Annotated in this window: 16 protein-coding genes; 13 read left to right on the forward strand and 3 right to left on the reverse strand. The window is 36.2% G+C overall.

The window, feature by feature from the left end; genetic code table 11:
• Positions 1-23: 23 nt before the first annotated feature.
• The 3 genes from IEV09_RS05025 to IEV09_RS05035 all read left to right on the forward strand — a co-directional run bounded on the left by IEV09_RS05025 (position 24) and on the right by IEV09_RS05035 (position 3,621).
• On the forward strand, positions 24-962 hold the full coding sequence (locus IEV09_RS05025) for an ABC transporter permease (RefSeq protein ID WP_373281473.1): 939 nt from the start codon (positions 24-26) through the stop codon (positions 960-962).
• A gap of 18 nt (positions 963-980) precedes the next feature.
• Positions 981-1,895 (forward strand): carbohydrate ABC transporter permease, encoded by a 915-nt coding sequence (locus tag IEV09_RS05030; protein ID WP_188367175.1) that lies wholly within the window; start codon positions 981-983, stop codon positions 1,893-1,895.
• A 67-nt stretch (positions 1,896-1,962) separates the two neighbouring features.
• The gene (locus tag IEV09_RS05035) at positions 1,963-3,621 is read left to right on the forward strand and encodes an extracellular solute-binding protein (RefSeq protein WP_188367176.1); all 1,659 of its coding nucleotides are present in this window, start codon (positions 1,963-1,965) and stop codon (positions 3,619-3,621) included.
• Between the two features lie 62 nt (positions 3,622-3,683).
• Here IEV09_RS05035 and IEV09_RS05040 read toward each other — a convergent pair whose 3' ends face one another.
• Positions 3,684-5,318 (reverse strand): sensor histidine kinase, encoded by a 1,635-nt coding sequence (locus tag IEV09_RS05040; RefSeq protein ID WP_188367177.1) that lies wholly within the window; start codon positions 5,316-5,318, stop codon positions 3,684-3,686.
• Positions 5,315-6,028, reverse strand: a complete 714-nt coding sequence (locus IEV09_RS05045; RefSeq protein ID WP_188367178.1) for a response regulator transcription factor — start codon at positions 6,026-6,028, stop codon at positions 5,315-5,317. The genes IEV09_RS05040 and IEV09_RS05045 overlap by 4 nt, the downstream gene beginning before the upstream one ends.
• 189 nt (positions 6,029-6,217) lie before the next feature.
• Here IEV09_RS05045 and IEV09_RS05050 point away from each other — a divergent pair, with 189 nt between their 5' ends.
• From IEV09_RS05050 to IEV09_RS05095, 10 genes are all read left to right on the forward strand, one after another.
• Complete coding sequence (locus tag IEV09_RS05050) at positions 6,218-7,753, forward strand: family 20 glycosylhydrolase (RefSeq protein WP_188367179.1); 1,536 nt, start codon at positions 6,218-6,220, stop codon at positions 7,751-7,753.
• 48 nt (positions 7,754-7,801) lie between these two features.
• Entirely contained in the window at positions 7,802-9,364 is a 1,563-nt protein-coding gene (locus IEV09_RS05055) for a sensor histidine kinase (protein WP_188367180.1), read from the forward strand.
• 13 nt (positions 9,365-9,377) lie between these two features.
• Positions 9,378-10,094: a response regulator transcription factor gene (locus tag IEV09_RS05060; protein ID WP_188367181.1), complete on the forward strand. Its 717-nt coding sequence runs from the start codon at positions 9,378-9,380 to the stop codon at positions 10,092-10,094.
• Positions 10,095-10,275: 181 nt separating this feature from the next.
• The gene (locus IEV09_RS05065) at positions 10,276-11,259 is read left to right on the forward strand and encodes an ABC transporter permease (RefSeq protein WP_188367182.1); all 984 of its coding nucleotides are present in this window, start codon (positions 10,276-10,278) and stop codon (positions 11,257-11,259) included.
• A gap of 14 nt (positions 11,260-11,273) precedes the next feature.
• On the forward strand, positions 11,274-12,185 hold the full coding sequence (locus tag IEV09_RS05070; RefSeq protein WP_188367183.1) for a carbohydrate ABC transporter permease: 912 nt from the start codon (positions 11,274-11,276) through the stop codon (positions 12,183-12,185).
• A gap of 12 nt (positions 12,186-12,197) precedes the next feature.
• On the forward strand, positions 12,198-13,685 hold the full coding sequence (locus IEV09_RS05075; RefSeq protein WP_188367184.1) for an ABC transporter substrate-binding protein: 1,488 nt from the start codon (positions 12,198-12,200) through the stop codon (positions 13,683-13,685).
• A 132-nt stretch (positions 13,686-13,817) separates the two neighbouring features.
• Entirely contained in the window at positions 13,818-14,423 is a 606-nt protein-coding gene (locus IEV09_RS05080; protein ID WP_188367185.1) for a DUF624 domain-containing protein, read from the forward strand.
• Complete coding sequence (locus IEV09_RS05085; protein ID WP_188367186.1) at positions 14,420-16,330, forward strand: beta-N-acetylhexosaminidase; 1,911 nt, start codon at positions 14,420-14,422, stop codon at positions 16,328-16,330. Before IEV09_RS05080 ends, IEV09_RS05085 begins: the two co-directional genes overlap by 4 nt.
• Before the next feature lie 180 nt (positions 16,331-16,510).
• The gene (locus tag IEV09_RS05090; RefSeq protein WP_188367187.1) at positions 16,511-19,468 is read left to right on the forward strand and encodes a glycoside hydrolase family 2 TIM barrel-domain containing protein; all 2,958 of its coding nucleotides are present in this window, start codon (positions 16,511-16,513) and stop codon (positions 19,466-19,468) included.
• Between the two features lie 160 nt (positions 19,469-19,628).
• Positions 19,629-21,899: a glycoside hydrolase family 95 protein gene (locus IEV09_RS05095; RefSeq protein WP_188367188.1), complete on the forward strand. Its 2,271-nt coding sequence runs from the start codon at positions 19,629-19,631 to the stop codon at positions 21,897-21,899.
• Between the two features lie 44 nt (positions 21,900-21,943).
• Here the strand turns inward: IEV09_RS05095 and IEV09_RS05100 are convergent, their stop codons facing one another.
• Positions 21,944-22,750 (reverse strand): AraC family transcriptional regulator, encoded by an 807-nt coding sequence (locus IEV09_RS05100; RefSeq protein ID WP_188367189.1) that lies wholly within the window; start codon positions 22,748-22,750, stop codon positions 21,944-21,946.
• Positions 22,751-22,771: the final 21 nt, after the last annotated feature.

The following is a 22,771-nucleotide window of genomic DNA, read 5'->3' on the forward strand; positions in this document are numbered from 1 at the left end:
TTTATAAAGGGGGAGTAATTAAAATGGAAATAAGTGTGAATGGTAAACGAACGAAAGGTGAAGAACGTAAAAGACGAATTATTGCAAGTCGGCAATTATATCTATTTATTTTACCAACGTTCTTAGTCTTCTTGATTTTCTCTTATATACCAATGTACGGTATTTTAATTGCGTTTAAAGACTACGTTCCAACGTTAGGTGTTTGGGGTAGCCCATGGGTAGGCTTAAAACATTTTACGCGATTCTTTGATTCTTATTATTTCTGGGATTTATTAAAAAATACATTAGGAATTAGCGTCTATTCGCTAGTCGTTGGTTTTCCACTACCAATTATTTTAGCTTTAGCCTTAAACGAAATTAAAGACGGTCCATTAAAGAAGTTTTCGCAAACGGTTACATACGCACCGAACTTCATTTCAACGGTCGTAATGGTGGGTATGATTTTAGCTTTCCTAAACCCATCAACGGGTATTATTAACCACGTTGTTCAATTGTTAGGAATGGAACCAATCTCCTTTATGGAAGATCCACGTTGGTTTAAAACAGTTTACGTCCTATCAGGTGTTTGGCAAGGAACCGGTTGGGGATCCGTAATCTACTTAGCTGCATTAGCAGGGGTTGATACTCAGTTACATGAAGCCGCAATTGTTGATGGCGCGACGCGTCTACAACGTATTTGGCATATCAACTTACCAACAATTCGTCCAACAATGGTCATTTTATTAATCATGAACGTTGGATCTGTGATGAACTTAGGTTATGAAAAAATCTTATTAATGCAAAATCCATTAAATATGGAATCATCAAACGTGATTGCAACTTTCGTTTACCAACAAGGTTTACTTGAAGCGCAATACAGTTACGCGGCAGCGGTTGGTTTATTCAACTCAGCAATTAACGCGATTCTAATGATTTCAGTGAACAAAATTGCAGCGAAACTTGGCGATTCAAGCCTATTCTAGAAGGGAGCGAACAGTCTCATGAACAATCGATTAGTCAAAGATACAAAATCCGATAAAATTTTCATGGGTTTCAACTACGTTTTTATTATTCTGTCGGTAGCGATCGTTTTATATCCGTTGGTTTATATTATTAGTGCGTCAGTCAGTGATCCACAATTTGTGAACTCGGGTGAAATGTGGCTCTGGCCAAGAGGTTTCACTTGGGAAGGGTACAAAACAATTTTAGAAAACAATAGTATCTGGAGAGGGTACTTAAACACAATTTATTACACTGCTTTAGGAACGAGTATTAACTTATTGGTGACACTACCGGCAGCTTATGCGTTGTCTCGTCCAGATTTCTATGGACATAAAACGTTCACGACTTTCTTATTAGTCACGATGTTTGTCAGCGGTGGGTTAATTCCAAGTTACTTATTAATTAAAAACTTAGGCATGTTAAATACGGTTTGGGCATTAGTGTTACCTGGTGCAGCTTCTGTTTATAACATCGTTGTTACAAGAACATTCTTCCAATCAACGATTCCTCGTGAAATGGAAGAGGCTGCGATTATCGATGGCTGTTCAGACTTTAAACTATTCATGAAGATTGTTCTACCTCTTTCAACACCAATTATCGCAGTAATGGCGTTATTTTACGGTGTGGGACACTGGAACGGCTTCTTCAGCGCTTTAATCTACTTATCAGACAAAGCAATGTATCCATTGCAAATGGTATTACGTGAAATCTTAGTCTTACAAGACATGTCTTCAAACTCGATTGGTGGTACGATGACAGGTGAAATGGCGGAGTTAATGTATTCAAAACAACAACTTGCGGCCGTGATCAAATACGGTGTCATGATCGTTTCAACACTACCAATTATCATGATTTATCCATTCTTACAAAAGTATTTTGTAAAAGGAATGATGGTTGGTTCAGTTAAAGGGTAATACTTAAATCATGCTTAAAACGACAATTGTCGATTTAATAAAATAACGTTCTAAAGGGGAGAAAGAAATGAAGAAAACAAACGTATTAATCGGTTTATTAGCTTGTGGTGTTTTATTAGCTGCCTGTGGTGGCGGAACAACGGATGGCAGTGGGAACGCATCTGGTGGCAAAGATAAAGATAAAAGCGGCGTTGAACTTGGTACAGTCGGTGAATTCCCAGTTGTTAAAGAAAAAATTGAAATGACAATGATGGGTCCAGGAACCGGAATGGCTGAGTGGAAAGACATGGCATTCTTCCAAGGAATGGCTGAGAAATCAAACATTAACTTTACTTTCACAACTCCTCCAAGTGCGGACTTTGCGACAAAGCTAAACTTGGCATTCGCCAGTGGTGATTTAGCAGATGTCTTATTTGGAACAGATACTAACTCATTGACTCCAGCGATGGAAATGGATTACGGTAGCCAAGGAATTTTAGTTCCTTTAGAAGATTTAATGGCAGAAAATATGCCGAACTTTAGCAAAATTTTAGAAGAAAATCCAGATATTCGTAAATCGATTACCACACCAGATGGGCATATCTATACTCTACCAATGATTCATCGAGGAGAAACTGCCATTTGGCCACGTGGACCACTTTGGTATAACGGTGAATGGTTAGAAGCATTAGATGTCAAAGAATTACCGAAAACAACCGATGAATTTTATGACTTACTCGTTCGTTTCCGTGATGAAGATCCAAACGGTAACGGCAAAAAAGATGAAATTCCATTGACTGATGTGAAGATGGACTCGACACGCCCTTGGTTATTAGGCGCATTCGGTTTGACGGATCGTACAATTGAAGAAATTGACGGTAAAGTTGTTTATGCACCAATTACTGAAAACTATAAAGAATTCGTTACATACATGAATAAATTGTATTCTGAAAAACTATTAGATCCAGAAGTTTACTCTCAAGCCGATGAGCAGAAGAAAGCGAAAGGGCAAAACAATCAATTAGGATTATTCCCAGATTGGTTCTCATTCTTCACAACAGGTCGTAATGAAAAAGAATCAGTGATTGATTTAATGTTCCACCCATTAACTTCTGAGATTAGTCCAGAGGCTGTAGCACCTGCAAGTACTCGTATGGGACGTGGAACGTTTGCCATTACAAGTAAGAACCCATCACCAGAAGCAACATTACGTTGGGTTGATTACCTATACTCTCCAGAAGGTCGTGATTACTTGAACGTTGGACCAGAAGGCGCGCTATGGGAGTATGCTGAAAATGACAAGGGTGAAAAAGTTCGTATCTTTACTGAAGGCGTAAACCTTGAAAATACGGAAGAATCTCGTGCAAAAGTTACGCCTGACTATGGAATCACGGTACCAACGATGTCATTCCCGGATAGTAAAGACGATTTCCCATCAGTTATTGCTAATGCAAACGATGAAGTCGATACAACATTCAATGATTTCTTAGCTAAAGAAACAGCAGAGAAAATTGAACCATTCGCAAAAGTAACCTTCCCATTATTATACTTAACAAATGAAGAGTCTGAAAAAGTTCGTGATGCAGCTACTGACTTGAAAACATACGTTGAGCAAATGGAAGCGAAATTTATCACAGGTGTTGAGCCAATCGAAAACTGGGATAAATACGTGAAAACAATTGAAGGTATGGGCGTTAACGAATACGTTGAAGTCTACCAACAAGCGTACGATCGTTGGGCAAAATAATTTAAGACATTAAATAAGAAGGTACGTTCGATTGATTATCGATCGTCCTTCTTATTTTTGTGTTAAAATTCTTGAATTTTGGCATCGTCAGCTAAAATAGGCAGTAAGATCGTGACCAATGTTCCCAAACCTAGGCTACTATCAAATAAAAGACCGTACTTGTTGCCAAAATAAAATTTAATCCGTTCGTTAATGTTACTCAAACCATAACCATGTGTTTTGGCAATTAAGATATTATCCAATTGCTGAACATCAAAACCAGTTCCATTATCTTCGATTTTAATAGAAAAAATATCAGACGTTTCCCGTTGAATCTTGATTGAAAGTAATTGATTGTCTAAATCCTGACTAAAACCATGTTCAATCGCATTTTCGACAATTGGTTGCAGGAGTAAATGAATAATTGGTACATGCAATAATTTTGGATCGATCGCATATTCAACTGTAAAACGATCTGGATGTAAAAATAGTTGTAAATCAATGTATGTTTGAACATTGTCGAGCTCATCTTGCAATAAAATTTTATTTTTCCCTTTATTTAATGTTGTGCGATAATATTTAGACAACAATTGAATCGCGTAACTGATTTCTTCTTGACCCGATAAAACCGCGTGCCAATTAACGGCAGATAACGTATTGTACAAAAAGTGTGAGTTGATTTGATTAATCATCGCCTGGTATTCACGATCCTTGCTTTCCAAGTGATTATGGTAATTTTCTTCTTGCAAGGTCAATACCATCTCCAGCATATCTTGAATATCATTACTGAGTTCAAAAAATTCTTCTTGTTGTTCAATCACAATGTTTTTCGGTTCATCACGCAAAGCGAAACGGACACGCTGTTTTAGATGTGTAATCTCTTGGTTGATATTTCGTGTGAAAAAACGCGTCATGGCGTAGGCAATGACAATTGAACTTGTAATGGCCACAAGCGTCACCAAAATAAACGACGTATTTGTGCGCGGTAATGAAGATTTACTCAGGTAAAGTGTCCACGGTGTATTATCGATAGCTGCCTGATAATGTTCGGCAGCATCGACATGTTCAGTTGGATAGAGTTGCTTTTCCTCAGAGAAAACACCACCTAAGACACGTCCCTCATTCGCATAAAATGCTGGAAAAAGATCTTTTTTCTTGACCGTCATTAAGACAAAAGTATGAAAAGAAGTCGAACCAGGAAAGCCGCCAAAGACGCCGAGAGTCTCGTCATCTAGTTCAACCCATTGGGCATTATTCCCCCCTAAATTTTCAGTCGGCAGTGGAAACTTAGCCATGTCATCTAACGTTAAAATATTTAACCGTTGATTGGCATAACTAGAATCGGTAAAAAACAAGATTCGATCAATAATCGGGTTAGTGATGCGAATGTATGTCAGTGAAGGATCAAACGTATCTCTAAAAAACACATAACGATCAAACATCGAAATATTATCGGTATAAAGCGCACTTTGAAAAGCCGTATTTTCGGTTAGTAAGCTAAGTGAGTGTCGGAAATCATCAATATGGGTCGTTAAATTTCGTTCGGTCTGTAAGAGTAAATCATTCAAGGCTTCTTCTTGTGTTTGCTGTGTGATCATTCTTGTTTGAATGAAAACAAATAAGGATAGAAGCATGACGGGGACCGCTAATGCGAGTAAAAAAGAGCGAAATAATTTATCTTTAAAGGTTTTAGGCTGACGGAGCTTGTTTAAATTCATGATTGGATTTTATCCTCTCGATAGCTAGAAGGGGTTATCCCATACGTATTTTTAAACAAGCGATTAAAATAGGAGGGATTATCAAAGCCAATATATTTAGAAATATCAATTACTTTCATATTCGAATTTCGTAGGAGTGAACAAGCTTTTTCAAGTCGGAAATGATTCAAATATTTGTTCATCCCAATGTTCATTTCTTTTTTAAATAAAATGCTTAAGTAATTAGGAGAAAGAAAAACTCGAGTCGCAAGATCCTCTAGGGTCAAATCACGATCAAATTCATGATGGATAATTGTCAGTACTTTATCAATGATTTTATCGTTCGTAAATGGTTTTTGTGCCATCAATTGATTTAAAATTTGCGCCACGCAAGTGTGGAATTCAGTTGGATTGATCGGCTTTAATAAATAATCAACGACATTGGCTTTCAATAGTTCACGAGCATAATTAAAATCATCATAACCACTCAAGACGATGACTTGTAACGTTTGATTGAACTCACGAATATGAGTAATCAAATCGACACCATTCATAATCGGCATTTTAATATCGGTAATCAGCAATTCAAAGTGCTGTTCTTTGATTTTTTCGAGTGCCTCAATACCATTGCAACATTCGGTTATTTCTAGCGAGTATTCTTGCTTTTCTAATAAAAAACGGATGCCTTGACGCTCTAATTGATTATCATCAACAATTAAGACAGGGATCATTCGACTTTCCTCCAGTAACGTTAAAATCTACCCTTTAAGTATAGCATAGAAAACGTTTTATTTTAGGTTTGAATGGGATTGAAAACCTATAAAAAGTGCTGTTTTTACTAGAAAAGGCATCTAATCTAAGCGCATTCATTATGCTATGCTAAAGAAGTATAAAACGGTTTAAAAAGGAGCGATAGATAAATGAATCATGGACTGGAAAAGCAAGTTATTCCTGTGTTACAAGAGTACAAAACGAATAAAAAAGATGAAAAATGGTGTTTGTTAGAAAAAACAGCATTAGTTATTTCTGATCTTTTAATTGACAACAAAGAGCGGATTATCGAGATGTTTCTAATCGTTTTCGATCAAAAGGATAAAGATAAAAATTCACCTCAAATAGAACAGACAATCGATCCAACGAAATCCAATATTTTGATTAATAAGGTACAATTATCAGAAATCACCTCAAAATCAGTGAGCCTAGAAAGCTATAGAATTGAAATCAACGAAAATATTGTTGAGATTAATGTAGCTGATATTCATGCGGTTTTATATGCTTTTTACACAATAAAACAACTGCTTGATAAATATGAGGGGTGCTTACCATCAGGAACAATCGTTGATTATCCGCAATTGAAAGAGCGTCGATTGCATGTCGATATGGGGAGAAAGTTCTTTTCTAAAGAGTGGATTATCAATCGGATAAAACAATTATCAAAATTAAAAATGAATACGCTTCAGTTACATTTTTCTGAAAATAAAGGGTTTCGTATTGAATGTGAAACGGCCCCAAGAATTGTTTCTCAAGACGGTTATTTGACGAAAAGAGATATAAAAGATATTCTAGTAATTGCACAAAAGTATGGAATCCAAATTATTCCCTCGCTTGATACTCCAGGGCACGTTGAACACATTTTGAAAAGCTATCCAGAATATGGTCAACGGGGTGTCGATGGCCAATTGAGTGATGTTGCACTAGACGTAACGAATGACGAAGCAGTACAGTTTATTAAACGTTTATATAGTGAATATATAGAATTGTTCACGGGATGTCAGGTGTTTCATATTGGTGGCGACGAGTACATGGAATTTGACCGTGCACCATTTACAACAACATACAAGCCAATACTTAATGCGTTTGCAAAAGAAACATTTGGTGAGGAATATAACTGGAAAGATGTCATTGTTAATTATATTAATCAAATTTCTGAGCATGTTGCGCAAGCTGGATTTATTCCAAGAATTTGGAATGATGGAGTTTTTTATGATGAAGAGGAAGTTTATGAACCAAAACAAAAAATAGCACTGTTTCCACAGACAACTGTTGATTTTTGGTCACAAATGGGTTGGAATCCGAGTGTTGCATCTTTGGATACTTTTTTGAACAGAGGCGTTAAAGAGATTTATAATGTGAATGCGAGTTATTTTTATTATGTCCTAAGACCGGATCACCCCGAGGATGGTCGTACGAATCATTCCTTCGATTTTTTAAATCAAGATCAACGCATTTTTAATGAGTGGATGCCAGGACTATTTGAAAGTAATCAGTTATTAAATGAGGACACTAAAATTGGGGGAGCAAGCTTAGCAGTTTGGTGTGATCGGCCAGAAATTGTATCGGAAGACGTCATTACCCAAGATATAAAAAAAGAATTGCAAGCGCTAGCAACAAAAGCCTGGAACACAAACACTAATCACTATTTGACTTATGAAGAATTTAGTCAATTGCATCCCTAAGTAAGGTATCAACAATAATCCAAGTAAAAATGAAATGTGGTGAGACGAATGACAAATGATATAAAGAAAATTCTATCACGATATTTTCTTTTGATTGCATTATTCGTTATTGTTATGATTACGTTACTCTCTATTTTCTTTTTCTATTCAAAAGAAGAAGAGCGAGAAAATAAGAATACAGAAAATATCACCAATATCATCAATTTTTTAGACTCTACTCAGGAAAAATCAAAAAAAATAGTTGATGACTTATACAAAAACAGCCTCTTTCGAGAGAATTTTTCAGCCTATTTAACCATGCCAGTCAATGAATATGTTGAAAATAATCTGATAAAAGGTTTACCTTCACAGTATATTGAGGGAACCTTTCAAAATCTTATGAATAGCTCAACTGATTTAATTGGCGTGACCGTTTATTTTGATAATGAACGTCTCTTTAGATTGCAACGAAAACCTAAAACACACGCTTTACTTGTTAGTAAAAATGCGAGTTATTTAGTGGAAAAACAAGAAAAATATAAAGGGCTTTATTTTTATTTTTATTATGATTTGAGTTATTTATCTTCAAAAATGAATGAAGACTTTTTCTACTCCATTCGAAATATGGATAACGATGTTGATATATTGGCGAACGATGCTCAATTAGAAAATCTATCTTACTTTAAACAAGAAGAGACCAGGAATTATTTAAACAGTAATATACTAGTCTATAAAAATACGAGTATATCGAATCTTTTTAAGATTATAGGAATTGCGATTGCTGTTGTATTCATTTTTTTAATAGTCATTTGGTTGTCATTACAACTTTCATTTAAAAAATATTTAGAACAATACCATGTTATTGTTAGCCATCTAAGAGAGAATGCATCAAAAACAACCGATTTTAAACAAATTGAAATGATCGATCCAGCAGGTGATTTGCAAAAAATTGCGGATGAAATTAATAAATCAGTAAAGAAACGCGAAGATTTAATTAAGGCAGAATATGAAAATTTACTGTTACGTGAGCGAGTAGAGCTATCAAATTTACAACATCAAATTGATCCTCATTTTCTATTTAATAATTTAGAATTTATCCGTATGAAAGCTTTTTTGAAGAAAGATTATGAAGTCAGTCAATTTATTTTTGAAGTGAGTCGACTCTATCGAGAAAGTTTGAGTAAATCAAGCGTCATCACGTTAGAGGAGGAGTTATCGATGATTGAAAATTATCTGACCATCTATAAAATACGTTGGGAAGATCGTTTTCAATATCAAGTGATTTCAAAGATTAAATCATTACAAATTCCGAAATTTGCACTCCAACCTTTTGTTGAAAACTATATTAAATACGGAATGCGGCCGGATAAAAAGAATTATTTAGTTGTTAAATGTATCGAGACGAAAAATCATTTTGTATTTAGTTTTATTGATAACGGAGGAGGTGCGACTCCTGAAATTATTGAAGAAATACATCAGCGGATTGAAAGTAGCGATAGATCCGGAAAAAATATAGGAATTGCCAATTCAATTAAACGTTTAAAATTATTTTATAAAACAGATGTTACGTACGAAATTAAAAATATTCCAAATCAAGGTTTCTTTGTGAAAATAATGATTGAGAAAGAGTAGGTCGATAAAGCAAATGAAAAGAGTAGTCATTATTGATGATGAAAAAATGATTGTTGAAGGGCTTAATTTTTTTCTGAAGGAGCGATTTCCGAATGATTTATCTATTGTAAAAACATATCTCCAATCGGAAGAAGCCCTAATTGAGTTGAAAAAAATATCATTTGATATCTTAATTACGGATATTTGCATGTTAAATATGACAGGATTGGAATTAATAAAAGAAATACAAAAGCAAAAGGAATTCGAAGCAATTGTTGTAAGTGCCTATCATAATTTTGATTACGCTAAAGAGAGTATTGATTTAGGTGTTCGAACCTATTTAACCAAACCGATTGATTTTGAAAAATTATCAACTGTTATTGAAAAAATTATTGATGAGAGTCCAAAACATGGAATTGAGCAACGAGAACAGTTTTCGAAAGTAACGAATCAATTAATAGCGGTAATTCAGGAAGATTATGTTAGTGATCTATACTTAAATGGTTTAGCAGAAAAATTGCATTATAATGCGGCGTATTTAGGTCAGCTATTTCAAAAAGAGGTAGGCGAACCATTCAATCTCTATTTATTAAATTATCGGATAGAAAAAGCGAAAGAATTATTACACCAAACAGAGTGGAGTGTTGATGAAATTAGCCATGCCGTGGGATTTCAAACACCAACCTATTTCATTCGAATGTTTAAAAACCATATTGGTTTAACACCCTTGAAATATCGGAAAACACTTTGAGAATTTTTAAAATGGGTATTTATTCTAAATCAGCAACTTGGTCTAAAACCAGGTTGTTGATTTTTTTTAGTATCTATAATTTGTGCAATTTCAGCTATATATCGTTCCTATTTTTATAACCGTGTCCCTTGTATACTGTTTTTGTAAGCGTTATCCAATTAATGTGAAAGGAGTTATTTTAATGGAACAAGTAGAAAGATTAAAACAAATTAAAGTTAAAAAACAAGTAAGAAAAAAGAAGTCATTACTCACTAAGATTAAAGAGAACAAAGCATTGTTACTGATGTTATTTCCCGGGGCGATATGGCTTTTGATTTTCTGCTACTTGCCAATGTTTGGGGTTATTATTGCCTTTAAAGATTATCGGATTTCTCCAAATGGATTTTTTAGTAGTTTGTATAATAGTCCTTGGGTGGGTTGGGAAAATTTTCGATTTTTATTTGCTTCACAAGATGCATGGGTGATTACTCGTAATACAGTATTGTATAATGTAACCGGTATTATTTTAAGTACAATTATGACTGTTACTTTTGCAATTGTTTTAAGCCAAATTTCAAGTAAAAAATTCATTAAACGTTTGCAAACGGTTGTTATTTTCCCAAATTTTCTTTCATGGGTTGTTATTAGTTACTTCGCGTACGCCTTTTTAAGCACAGATAAAGGGGTATTAAATAGTATTTTACAAACGTTTAACATGGATGCAATTAACTGGTATAGTGAGCCAAAATATTGGCCTTTTATTATTGTGTTCACAAGTTTGTGGAAAGGCGTAGGCTATGGATCAATTATTTATTATGCTTCGATTATGGGAATAGACTCAACATATTATGAAGCAGCACTCGTTGATGGTGCAACAAAATGGCAGCAAATTAAATATGTAACGTTGCCACATTTACGTTCAATTATTGTGATTATGTTGATTTTAGCTGTCGGAAATATTTTTCGAGCAGATTTTGGATTATTCTACCAACTGCCACGAAACTCAGGCGCTTTGACTAGTGTAACAAATGTACTAGATACCTATGTTTATCGAAGCATGATGAATAATGGTGATATTGGTATGTCAACGGCTGCTGGGCTATATCAATCGTTTGTTGGATTTGTTCTAATTTTAATCACAAATAAAGTAGTAAACAAAATTGATCCAAGTTCGGCACTTTTTTAAAAGGAGGATAATAAATGGAGTCCAATATCAGGCAACAAATGTATTTTTCGAAAAAAATAGAAATACTATTTAAAATATTGCTAGTAATTTTTGCCGTTAGTTGTGTTTTTCCGTTTCTATTTGTTTTGGTTATTTCCCTAACAGATGAAGCTGCCTTATCTATCAATGGGTATCAATTTATCCCAGAAACATGGAGCTTGGAAGCTTATAAATATATTTTTAGTGAGGGAAGTCAATTAATTTCTTCATTAGGTATAACCTTACTAATTACAGTATTAGGTACGGTAATCGCCGTTTTTATGACAGGAACGTATGCTTATGTTCTTTCTCGTAATAGCTTTCCATTTCGTAAGTTTTTTACATTTTACTTATTTTTCACCATGCTTTTTGCAGGAGGATTAGTTCCCTCGTACTTAATTATGACAAAAATGTTGGGATTGAAAAATACTATTTGGGCGCTAATATTACCGTTAGCATTTAGCCCATATAACGTTATCATTTTACGTACTTTTTTTAAAAAATCCATTCCAGAGTCAATCATTGAATCAGCCAAAATGGATGGAGCAACGGAGATGCGTGTATTTTTCCAAATTGTATTACCATTAGCATTACCAGGTGTTGCAACCATAGGTTTATTCGCTTCATTAGGTTATTGGAACGACTGGTTTAATGCATTACTTTATATCGACAATAATAAATTATTGCCATTGCAGTATTTACTGATGAAAATTCAAAATACAATTGATTATATGGCAAGAAATACGGATATGACATTAGCACAACAGCAATCGATTCAAAATTCACTTCCGCAAGAATCAATAAGAATGGCAATGGTTGTTGTTGCAACGGTTCCAATTGCAATTGTCTATCCATTTTTCCAAAAATATTTTGTTCAAGGTTTAACCATTGGTGGCGTAAAAGAATAGGAGGAATAGAAAATGAAGTTATGGAAAAAAACAGTTTTAACAGGGGCAGTATTATTTAGTTCAGCATTAGCACTAGCAGCTTGTGGTGGTGGAAGCGGTGAAGGAGAAGCAAAAACGAAATCCAAAGACGGATCAGATACGGAAGTAACAAAAGTAATCTGGTATCAAGTTGGAGAAGAACCAAAAGATTTTGACCAAGTTTTAACTGAAGTGAATAAAAAAATGAAGGACGATATCGGTCTAGAACTTGATATGCGTTTAATTCCTGATGGTGATTACCAACAAAAGATGGGTGTGATGATCAATTCGGGAGAAGAGTATGATATTGCCTTCATTAATGGGAGTGACTATGTAAACTATGGGAATAAAGGAGCGTTTATTGATTTAACGCCTCACTTAGATAAGGAGTTAAAAGAAGCAACTGACCGTTTGAATGATGGATTCGTTAAAGGTGCTTCGATGGGTGAAAATTTATTTGCCTTCCCAGTAAATAACGCATTAGCAACGACAGAATACTGGGTATTTAATAAAGAATTAGTGGATAAATATGACTTAGATGTAGAAAATGTGCAATCATTACAAGATTTAGGACCTGTTTTAGAAGCATTTACTGAAAAAAATGATGACCCATCAATTACACCAATTGGCATGACATCAACGAGTGTCTATGCACCATACGATTTTATTAACGGACAAACATTGGGCGTACCTTTTGAAGGGGACGTTAAAGAAATTGTCAACGTGTATGATTCAAAAGATATGAAAGAAAATATGAAAACGATGCACGATTATTACCAAAAAGGTTATATTTTAAAAGATGCGGCAACAATCACCTCAAATCCATTCCCATTAGAAGGTGGAAATTGGTTAGTAAAACGTGAATCGGGTGGTGATGAAACGTCTATTAAAAATGCACTAGAAGGATTATCAAAACGTGAATTAATCTTAAAACCTTTAAATAAAGCCTATAAAACAACAGGATTTGCTCGTGTAGGAATGCATGCGATATCAGCAGCAAGTAAACGTCAAGCAGAGTCATTAAAACTGTTGAACTATGTGAATACCAACAAAGAAGTGGCTGATTTATTAGTTTATGGAATTGAAGGTCAACATTATGATCGAAATGATGATGATTCAATTACAATGACAAATACAAAAGATTATTACCAAGGCGCTTGGGCTTTACTTGACTGCTACTTAATTTCAAGTACGACACCAAAAACGGAAGATTTTGAAAAAAATGCTGAAATTGCCAAAGCTTTCCAAGATGAATCACCAGAATCACCAATTTTAGGGTTCTCATTTGATTCGTCAAACTTTAGAACACAAATGGCAAGTATTAACAGTATCTTAGATCAATACCTTCCTTCATTGAAAACAGGAACGATGGACCCAGAAAAAGTCTTACCCGAAATGCTCGAGAAAATTGAGCAAGCAGGGAATCAAGAGATGAAAGAAGAAGCACAACGTCAATATGATGAATGGTTAAGTAAAAAATAATCGAATAAAATAAGGGGTAAAAGATTTTGGAGACACACAAAAAATACCAATGCGTGATTTTTTTCGAGGTATTCAAAGTGTGAGATATGAAATCTTTTACCTTTTTCTTTTACCAAAAAAGGAGAGAGTAACATGAATAATAACGCATGGACCCGTTTTTTCGATATAGTTTTTAAATATGTACTGATAAATTTTCTCGCATTTTTTTCTAGTATTCTAGGTTTATTTTTATTTGGTATTTTCCCTGCATTATCTGCGCTACTTTTTACTATAAAATTCGTCAAACAACAGACCTGGCGCGAATTAATCATGACTTATTGGTTAGCATATAAGAGTAATTTTATAAAGGCGAATGTTTATGGTTGGAGTCTTAGTTTACTAAGTATTTATTTGTTTTTTAATACGCGGATTTGTTTTCAACTATCGCCACTAATCTTCATATTATTTGGAACACTATCAGCAATGGCTTTAGTTTTAACACTAGCTTTTGGTTTGAATTGTTTCTTGTTTTTAGATGAGTTAATACATCGTAAGGATTTAAAAAGTCTGTTTTTTTACACTATTTATGCATTACCAACAAGTTTGTTACAAATAGGTAGTATTGGTTTGTTTTTGATTCTTATTTCATTTTTCCCAGCATTTATACTATTTGGTGGTTTAGCAGCCCTGAGTAAAATAAATCTGTATTTAGCAATGAAAAAAACAACAAAACTAATGACAGGAGAAATAATTAAATGAATTTCAGTGTCGCACCACATTTAAAAGAAGCAATTGAGTTATTTAAAATAAAAAAGATTGCCAATGCTGTTTTTAAACAGGAGAGAGAAGTTGTTGGTCAAAAATTAGAGGTTGAAGAGCAAAGATTGGTTGTTGAAATCATTGGAGAAGTACTTCATATTTCATATTCTGAAGACGTGTTTTTTTTCCGAGGTCTATTGACTGTCTATCCACAAATGCTAGCAAATAGAGAAACAAAAAGAATCGAAGTGACGCCAATAGAAGAAGTTGCTGTTTCTTTGGATTTTTCTAGAAATGCAATTATGACCGTTGAAAAAATTGAAACGTATTTGCTTTATCTTGCAGCTCTAGGTGTCAATACATTATACATGTACACTGAAGATACCTATGAAGTCGCTGGAGAAGACTACTTTGGTTATTTAAGAGGTCGCTATTCAGTAGCAGAAATCCAAGCAATCGTTCAATATGCGGCTAAATTTGGGATTGAAGTCGTTCCAGCAATTCAAACGCTCGCTCATTTAACACAATTTTTACGTTGGCCAATGATGGAAACGATAAAAGAAGATGCGCATACAATCTTAATTGATGAAGAACGTAGTTACCTAGCAATTCAACGGATGATTGATGCGTGTAAAATAATGTATCAATCCAAACGTATTCATTTAGGAATGGATGAAGCTTATCAAGCCGGTTTAGGCCGATATTTAGATTTACATGGTTTTGTTCCACGAGTCGAGTTAATTCTTCGTCATTTAGAAAAAGTCGTCGGTATGGTTAAAGCAGCTGGTTTGGAACCAATGATTTGGAGTGACTTTGTCTATAAAGTATTAGACACAACAAATACAAGTCGTTTGTATTATCCCGAAGCAAAAATCAATCCAGAGTATGCGACACAATATCCAAAAAATCTCACGTATGTTCATTGGGATTACGGTTGTGAAGAGGTGGCACAATACAAAAAAGTCATAGCGAATCACTTAGAATTTTGTGATAAAGACCATTATATGTTAGCTACAGGTGCCCATATCTTTGGCAAAATAGCACCGAACCACGGAAAGTCGATTAATACGATGACTGCAGGAATTCAAGCATGTAAAGAACTTGAGTTAAAGCGTGTCATGTTAACAACGTGGGGAGATGATGGACAAGAAATTGAACATGTTCATGCCTTGATTAGTGCTTATTATTATAGCGAAACGATTTACAGTCAACATGTTGTTCAAGAAAATATTCAGGTTTCAATGAATAGTTTGCTAGGAGAGGAGGCGTATCAGTTTTTATACGCGTTGACTTATTTTGATGAAGTTTATGGCGTGCAAAGGGATAATCCGATGATGGGTAACATTAGCCGATCAATCTTATGGCAAGACCCATTATTAGGAATTTATGACAAACATATTTTGCTGTACAATCAAATGTATGAGCAATCATTAGGTAATTACTACCAAGAATTAGCTGTAAAATTAACCAAGAATGGATTTGATGATGGTGGTATCTTTTCGGTTATTAAACAAAGGTACACATTGTTAGCTGAAGTGTTGTCGCTAAAATCAGATTTAGGAATTCAACTGCAACAGGCTCGTCAATCAGAAAATAAGGCGGAGCTAAAAAGTATTCAATTGACCGTCATTGAGCCATTAATTCAAAAATTTGAGCAATTATACGACAGTCATGAACAAATTTGGGATTATTTTTATAAGCCAAACGGTTGGGAAGTGCTAGAAAGACGGTACGCAGCTAGTATTTCTCGCTTGAAAACAACGAATCGAAAAATTAATTGCTACCTTCAGACAGGAACAGGACTAGAAGAATTATTGGAAGAGAAACAATTATTTTGTGAGGTAGACAATCCTGTTGAATTTTCAGGATTTAATTACCGCGATGCAGCAAGTAGTGGTTACAACTAAAATAGTGTTTAGCAAGTTTGGAATGTTCTGAAAAAGGATGACAGATATTCCAAACTTGCTTTTTAGTGAGGTATAAAATATTCCTGTTATTAAATAAATTAACACATTGGAAACGGATTCAATCTTTGTCATAATAAGTCTAGTATGAATAAAAAACAATAGAAAAGATGAGGTGTATATATGTTTCAAAATCAATATTATCAAGAGTTAGACGTGCTTTCTGTCAATGCAGCGAAGTTACGGAATTACTACGTGCCATTTCGAAATTTAACTGAAGCATTCGAAGCAAAGGATCGAACCGATTCTAGTAAATTTCGTTTATTAGACGGTGAGTGGGCATTTGATTTTTATCCGTCAATTCATGAGATTCCAGTTGAATTTTCGGCAATTCCACAACTACCTTTAACCAAAGAAATTCCTGTGCCAAGTTGTATTCAAAATCATGGCTATGATGCACATCAATATGTTAACGTGAGTTTTCCAATTCCTTACGATCCGCCATACACGCCATATGATAACCCTTGTGGCATCTATCGACGATCGTTTGAACTTGAGAGTCTTGGTGATGAGGCGTATTATTTAAACTTCGAAGGCGTGGATTCAAATCTTTATTTATGGGTGAATGGTCAATTTGTTGGATACGATCAAGTAACGCATAGTAATTCAGAATTTGATGTGAGTGCTTATTTAAAAAAAGGTACGAACGAACTCACCGTTCTTGTGATGAAATGGTGTGTCGGCACTTATTTTGAGGATCAAGATAAATTCCGCACAACCGGGATTACTCGTTCCGTGTATTTAGTCACGCGTGAAAAAGCAGGTATCTGGGATTATAAAATTGAAACACCCGTTGATTTAGCTAAACAAACAGGAACTTTATCGTTTACAACGCCATATGAAGGTGAAGTGTCGTATACGTTATTTGATCCACAAGGTAATCAGTTATTAGCAGGTACAGGTAAAAAAGAATTTTCATTGATTATTGAAGACTGTGCGTATTGGACAGCGGAAACGCCAACGTTATATACGTTAATTATTGAAGCTAAAGGTGAGTACATTCGTGAAAAAATTGGTTTCAGAGAATTTACGATTCAAGACCGTGTGCTTTATTTGAATGGGCAACCGATTAAGCTTTATGGCGTCAACCATCATGATTCGCATCCTGACTTAGGACCTTCGTTACTTAAGAGTGATTATTACGAAGAAATGTTAAAAATGAAAGCGTTACATATGAATGGTATTCGGACGGCACATTATCCGAAATCACCAGAGTTTTATGAACTAGCTGATGAAATGGGTTTTTATGTAATTAGCGAAGCAGATGTTGAATCGCATGGCGTGGTGAATTTAGTGGGTGCGAGTGCTGATTATAATTTAATGGCGCGTGATGAGCAATTTGGTCCAATTATTATGGATCGAATTATTCGTTCAGTGATTCCGTTCCAAAATCGACCATCGATTTTTATGTGGTCGATGCAGAATGAATCGGGTTATGGTGTGAACTATGAACAGGCTCAAAAGAAAGTCCGCGAGCTTGATCCAACGCGGTTGATTCATAATGAAAGGGCCGCACAGCCTGATTTGTTTAGGGAAAATGATTTTTCAAATTTAGACGTGATTAGTCGCATGTATTCCTCTTTTGAAGACGTCGTACGTTATTGTGAAAGTTCGGCGATTAAAAAACCGTTTATGCAGTGCGAATATGCCCATGCGATGGGGAATGGGCCAGGTGATTTAGCTGATTATTTCCAATTAATGGAAAAATATCCAAGTTTTATTGGTGGTTTTGTTTGGGAATGGGCGGATCATGCGATGTATTTAGAAGATGAAAATGGCCAGCGCGTACTCGGTTATGGTGGCGATTTTGGTGAAACCTTACATGATTCGAATTTCTGTGTCGATGGTCTGATTTTCCCAGATCGTAGCCTGACAAGTAGTGCTATTGAGTACCGGAATATTCATTCACCGATTCAATTAAAAGGCGTCAAAAACGACCGAATTACCTTAAGGAATATCCAATCTTTCTTAACGGGCACAGCTTTTAGCGCGGAGTTATCGATTCATGTCAATGGTGAAAAAAGAAGTGACCTTCCGATTGACTTGACCCAACTAGCACCGTTATCCGAAGTCGAAATTTCTTTTGAATATCCGCAAGTAACCACCGCAGACTACGTGACTGTCGATCTGATTTTATTTGATAATCAAGGAGAGATTGTCGCACGTCAGCAAAAAATGATTCAAGAAGCCAAAGAAGAGACGACCATCGCAATCTGTGACTTGTCGATTCCGTCATTACGTGTCAGACAGGAGCAATCCTATTATAAAGTAGAGGGCACCGATTTCAGTTATACCTTTAATGCTCGTACGGGTAGCTTCGAACAATTGAACGTTGATGACGAAGCGTTACTTGTTGCGCCGAGCTTTATTCATATTTGGCGTGCACCAATTGATAACGATCGACACATTACCAGTCAATGGCGTCAAGCAGGCTATGAAGCCGGTCAGTGGAACGTGATAGCTATGGACATCATTGAAGAAGCAACGAGTGTCACCTTCAGAGGTAGCTATCGTTTAGGCATGCCAAGTATCCAACATATTTTAGTCATGGACTTAACCGTCACAATTGATAATTTTGGTGAAATTCAATACGATTTTGATGTCAAAAAAGGCAATAATTTACCAGATATGCCGCGGTTTGGTGTTGTCTTCCCATTGAAAAAGGCCTTCAATAAAGCAAAATATCTAGGCTACGGTCCGTATGATAGCTATATCGACAAACATTATGCTAGCCATTTTGGTCAGCATGAGCAAGAAATTTCAGCAATGTTTGAAAATTATCTCAAACCACAAGAAAACGGCAATCACTGGAAAACAGTTAAAGCTGATATTATTGGACCAGTGATGTATCAAATTACCAGTCCAAAACCGTTTAATTTCTCGTTCATTCCATACTCGGCAACGGAATTAACAAATGCGGCACATTCCTATGACTTACCAGAAATTAGCGGTCATTATTTAACGATTGACTACAAACAAAATGGTATCGGTTCCTACAGTTGTGGTCCGTACTTAAAAGAAAAATACCGCTTTAACGACGAGCAATTCAAATGGACATTCGCAATCAAGGTCTCAAGGTGAGCGTTTGGCTATGAGAGGTAGAGAGGCTACTCGAAAAATGGGTTCGGGAGTAGCTGAACTCAAAGTAGTGGCTGACGAACAGAATTTATTTGAAACATCTGTAATCATATGTGATTCAGGTGTTTTTTTACTAAAATAGGGTGTAAGAAAGGACTAGGCGATGCGTAAGAAAATGTATTTTGAACAACCGTGCCGTTTGACGAAACGTAGTCAGCCAGATGCCAGCGATGGTACATGGTCGCATTTTGGTTTACCGCTAGGAAATGGTCGAATGGGTGCAATGCTTGGTGGGGAAGTCTTTCAAGAAGTGATTCAATTCAATGAAGAGACTTTATTTAATGGCGGACCGCTAGCCGATCAAATGTATCAACATGGCAATGCATCGAACCGAGGAGAAGATTTACAAGAGATTCAAGCGTTACTATTGGCGGGAGAAAATGAGAAAGCTGCAATGCTTTGTCAGCAGCAATTGGTCGGTTTAGAAGCAGGCTATGGCGCTTATCAAAATCTAGGCGAGTTGGTGATTGGTTATCAGTTTGCTGAAACGGAAGTATCGGGTTATCGTCGAGAACTCGATTTGGACCAGGCTATTCATCGAGCAAGTTTTTGTGTCGGACAAAATCAAGTCAGGCGACAAAGTTTTATTAGCGAGCCAGATCAACTTTTCGTTCATCATTTTTCGAGTCAAACAGCGATTGATTTGTTGATTGCTTTTCAGTCGGAGCATCCGTATCGATTGGACCAGACAGAACAAGGTTGGCAAGTAAAAGGATATTTACAAGACAATCAGCTACAATTTGCATTTGAGTTAACGTTGCTTTTTGATCAAGGGACGCTTGAAGTATCAGGCGAGATGTTGAAGCTCAAAGAGTGTTCCGAGGTGACATTATTAGTGGGGATTGTGACAAATTACGCACCGGATTTCCCCAAGTACCGACAATCACTACCGAATCAACGATTAATCGAGCAAATCACAAAGGGGCGACAGCACCGTTTTACAATGTTAAAGCAGCGTCATCTTGTAGATTATCAAGCGTTATTTAATCGGGTGGATTTGCAGCTTGTAGCACAGGAACAAGACTTACCAGTGAATCAAATTATCACCAATGGGGGGTTACCGTTGGCTGAATTATTGTACCATTATGGTCGTTATTTGTTGATTGCTTCTTCTAGAATAGGTGGCTTACCGAGTAATTTACAAGGGGTTTGGAACGAAACGAATAATCCGCCTTGGGGTTCCGATTATCATTTGAACGTCAATTTACAAATGAATTATTGGGGAGCATCAGGAGCGAATTTGGTTGAAACAGTGGAACCTTTAGTCGCATATGTTGAACATTTACGCAAGCCAGGACGCCTAACAGCAGCAGCTTATCATGGAATTGTCAGCGATGCAGAAAATCCTGAAAATGGTTTTGTCGCCCATACCCAAACAACGCCGTTTGGCTTTACTGGTCCAGGTTGGGATTTTGAGTGGGGCTGGTCACCGGCTGCGATTCCGTGGATTTTAGAAAATCTCTATGATGTTTACTTGTTTACGCTCGATTCCATCTATTTACAAAAAATCTATCCGATGTTAAAAGAAGCGACGCGTTTTTTTGAACAAGCATTGGTGTATCAAGCAAATGATGGCAATTATTACTCAGCACCAGCTTATTCACCCGAGCATGGTCCAATTACGCTGGGCAATGTCTATGAGCATAGTCTGATTCAGCAACTGATTTTAAATACGATTGCAGCGGCTAACATTCTCGCCTGCGATCAAGAAAACGTGCCGAAATGGCAAGCGTTAACTAAACAGATTCGAGTGGAAGAAGTGGGTGCTGACGGACAAGTTAAAGAATGGTTTGAGGAGACAACGATTGGTAGTGTCGAGAAATATCAAGACAATCATCGCCACGTGTCACACCTTTTAGGTCTGTATCCGATGCATCGTATCCAAAAAACAACCGAGCTAGCAACAGCAGCTAAAATGTCATTAGAGCATCGTGGCTTAGGGACGACCGGTTGGAGTATGATTCACCGTGGTCTGATGTGGGCACGCCTTGGAGAGGGTGCGATGGTTGAGCAAATCATTGAGCTGTTTTTGACACAATGTCTAAACCAAAACCTGTTTGCGACTCATCCACCGTTTCAAATTGATGCCAATTTAGGTTATGTTGCACTCGTACAAGAAGCACTCGTCCAAAGCCAAATAGGGTATTTAGAGATTTTTCCAGCTTTACCTCCTAGCTGGAAAGACGGACAAATTAAAGGCATTCGCTGTCGTGGCAATCTCAAAGTCGACTTGAAATGGGAAGCCAGTCAATTAATCGAAATCATTGTGACGACCGAAAAAGCACAGAAAATTCAGCTTGTTTTGCCAAATCAAATGAAACAAACAACGGTGTTAACTCAAGGAAAGAATGATATATCCTATCTAATAACCTAATAATCTCTAGCCTTCAATTGTTTCAGAACGAAGGCTAGTTTTTTTTAACGATACTTCTGCCGAAACTGATGAGGTGTGATTTGCTCTAATTTCCGAAAGGTCGTGATAAAGTAGTTCACATTATGAAAACCGACTTGTTGCGCGACTTCAGCTAACGGCAATTGGCGGTCTTGTAGGAGTAAAACTTTGGCTTGTCGTATGCGGTAATTGACTAAATATTGACTAGGTGTCATCTGTAAGGCATGTTTAAACACACGTGTGATGTATTGTGTCGAGTAATCGAGACGTGCCGAAAAATCAGCATCACTTAAACTTTCAGTAAAGTGTGTTTCGATATAACGTTGCAAGGGCGCGACAATCGTTTGATAGGTATAATCATCGTTCGTTTGGCTCAAGCTATTCTTTTTGAGCAACATCAAAAATTGATAAATCGTGCCAGAGATATCGTATTGATAACCGGGTGTCGCACGGGTAATTTGTTCGGATAGTGAGAGGATAAAGGCATCGATTTCGGCGATGTTTTCGGTCACGACAAGAATCGAATCCAGTTGTAGCAAGGCTAAGATTTCTTGAGCGAGTGCGCCACCAAAAGTAAAGTAAGCCGTTTTCCAAGTGGCGATTGTTTGTTGGTACTGATGGGGAATTTGTTGATTCATAAAGACGCCTGTTCCAGCAGTGAGTAAAATTTTTCGTCCATCAATCGTGATTTCGCCTTGTCCTTCTTTTGTATGAATCCAATGAATATAAGGATAACCTCCGAGCCGCCAAACGTCTTCTTGTTCGCAATCATAGCCGATACTATCGACAAATAAAGGCAATCGTTTATCTGGATGGTCAAATAAGTAACGCATCAAAAAAACCTCGTTTCAAAT

Origin of the sequence: Enterococcus alcedinis (assembly GCF_014635985.1) — a bacterium.
In the GTDB taxonomy this organism is placed as follows: Bacteria; Bacillota; Bacilli; order Lactobacillales; family Enterococcaceae; genus Enterococcus_I; species Enterococcus_I alcedinis.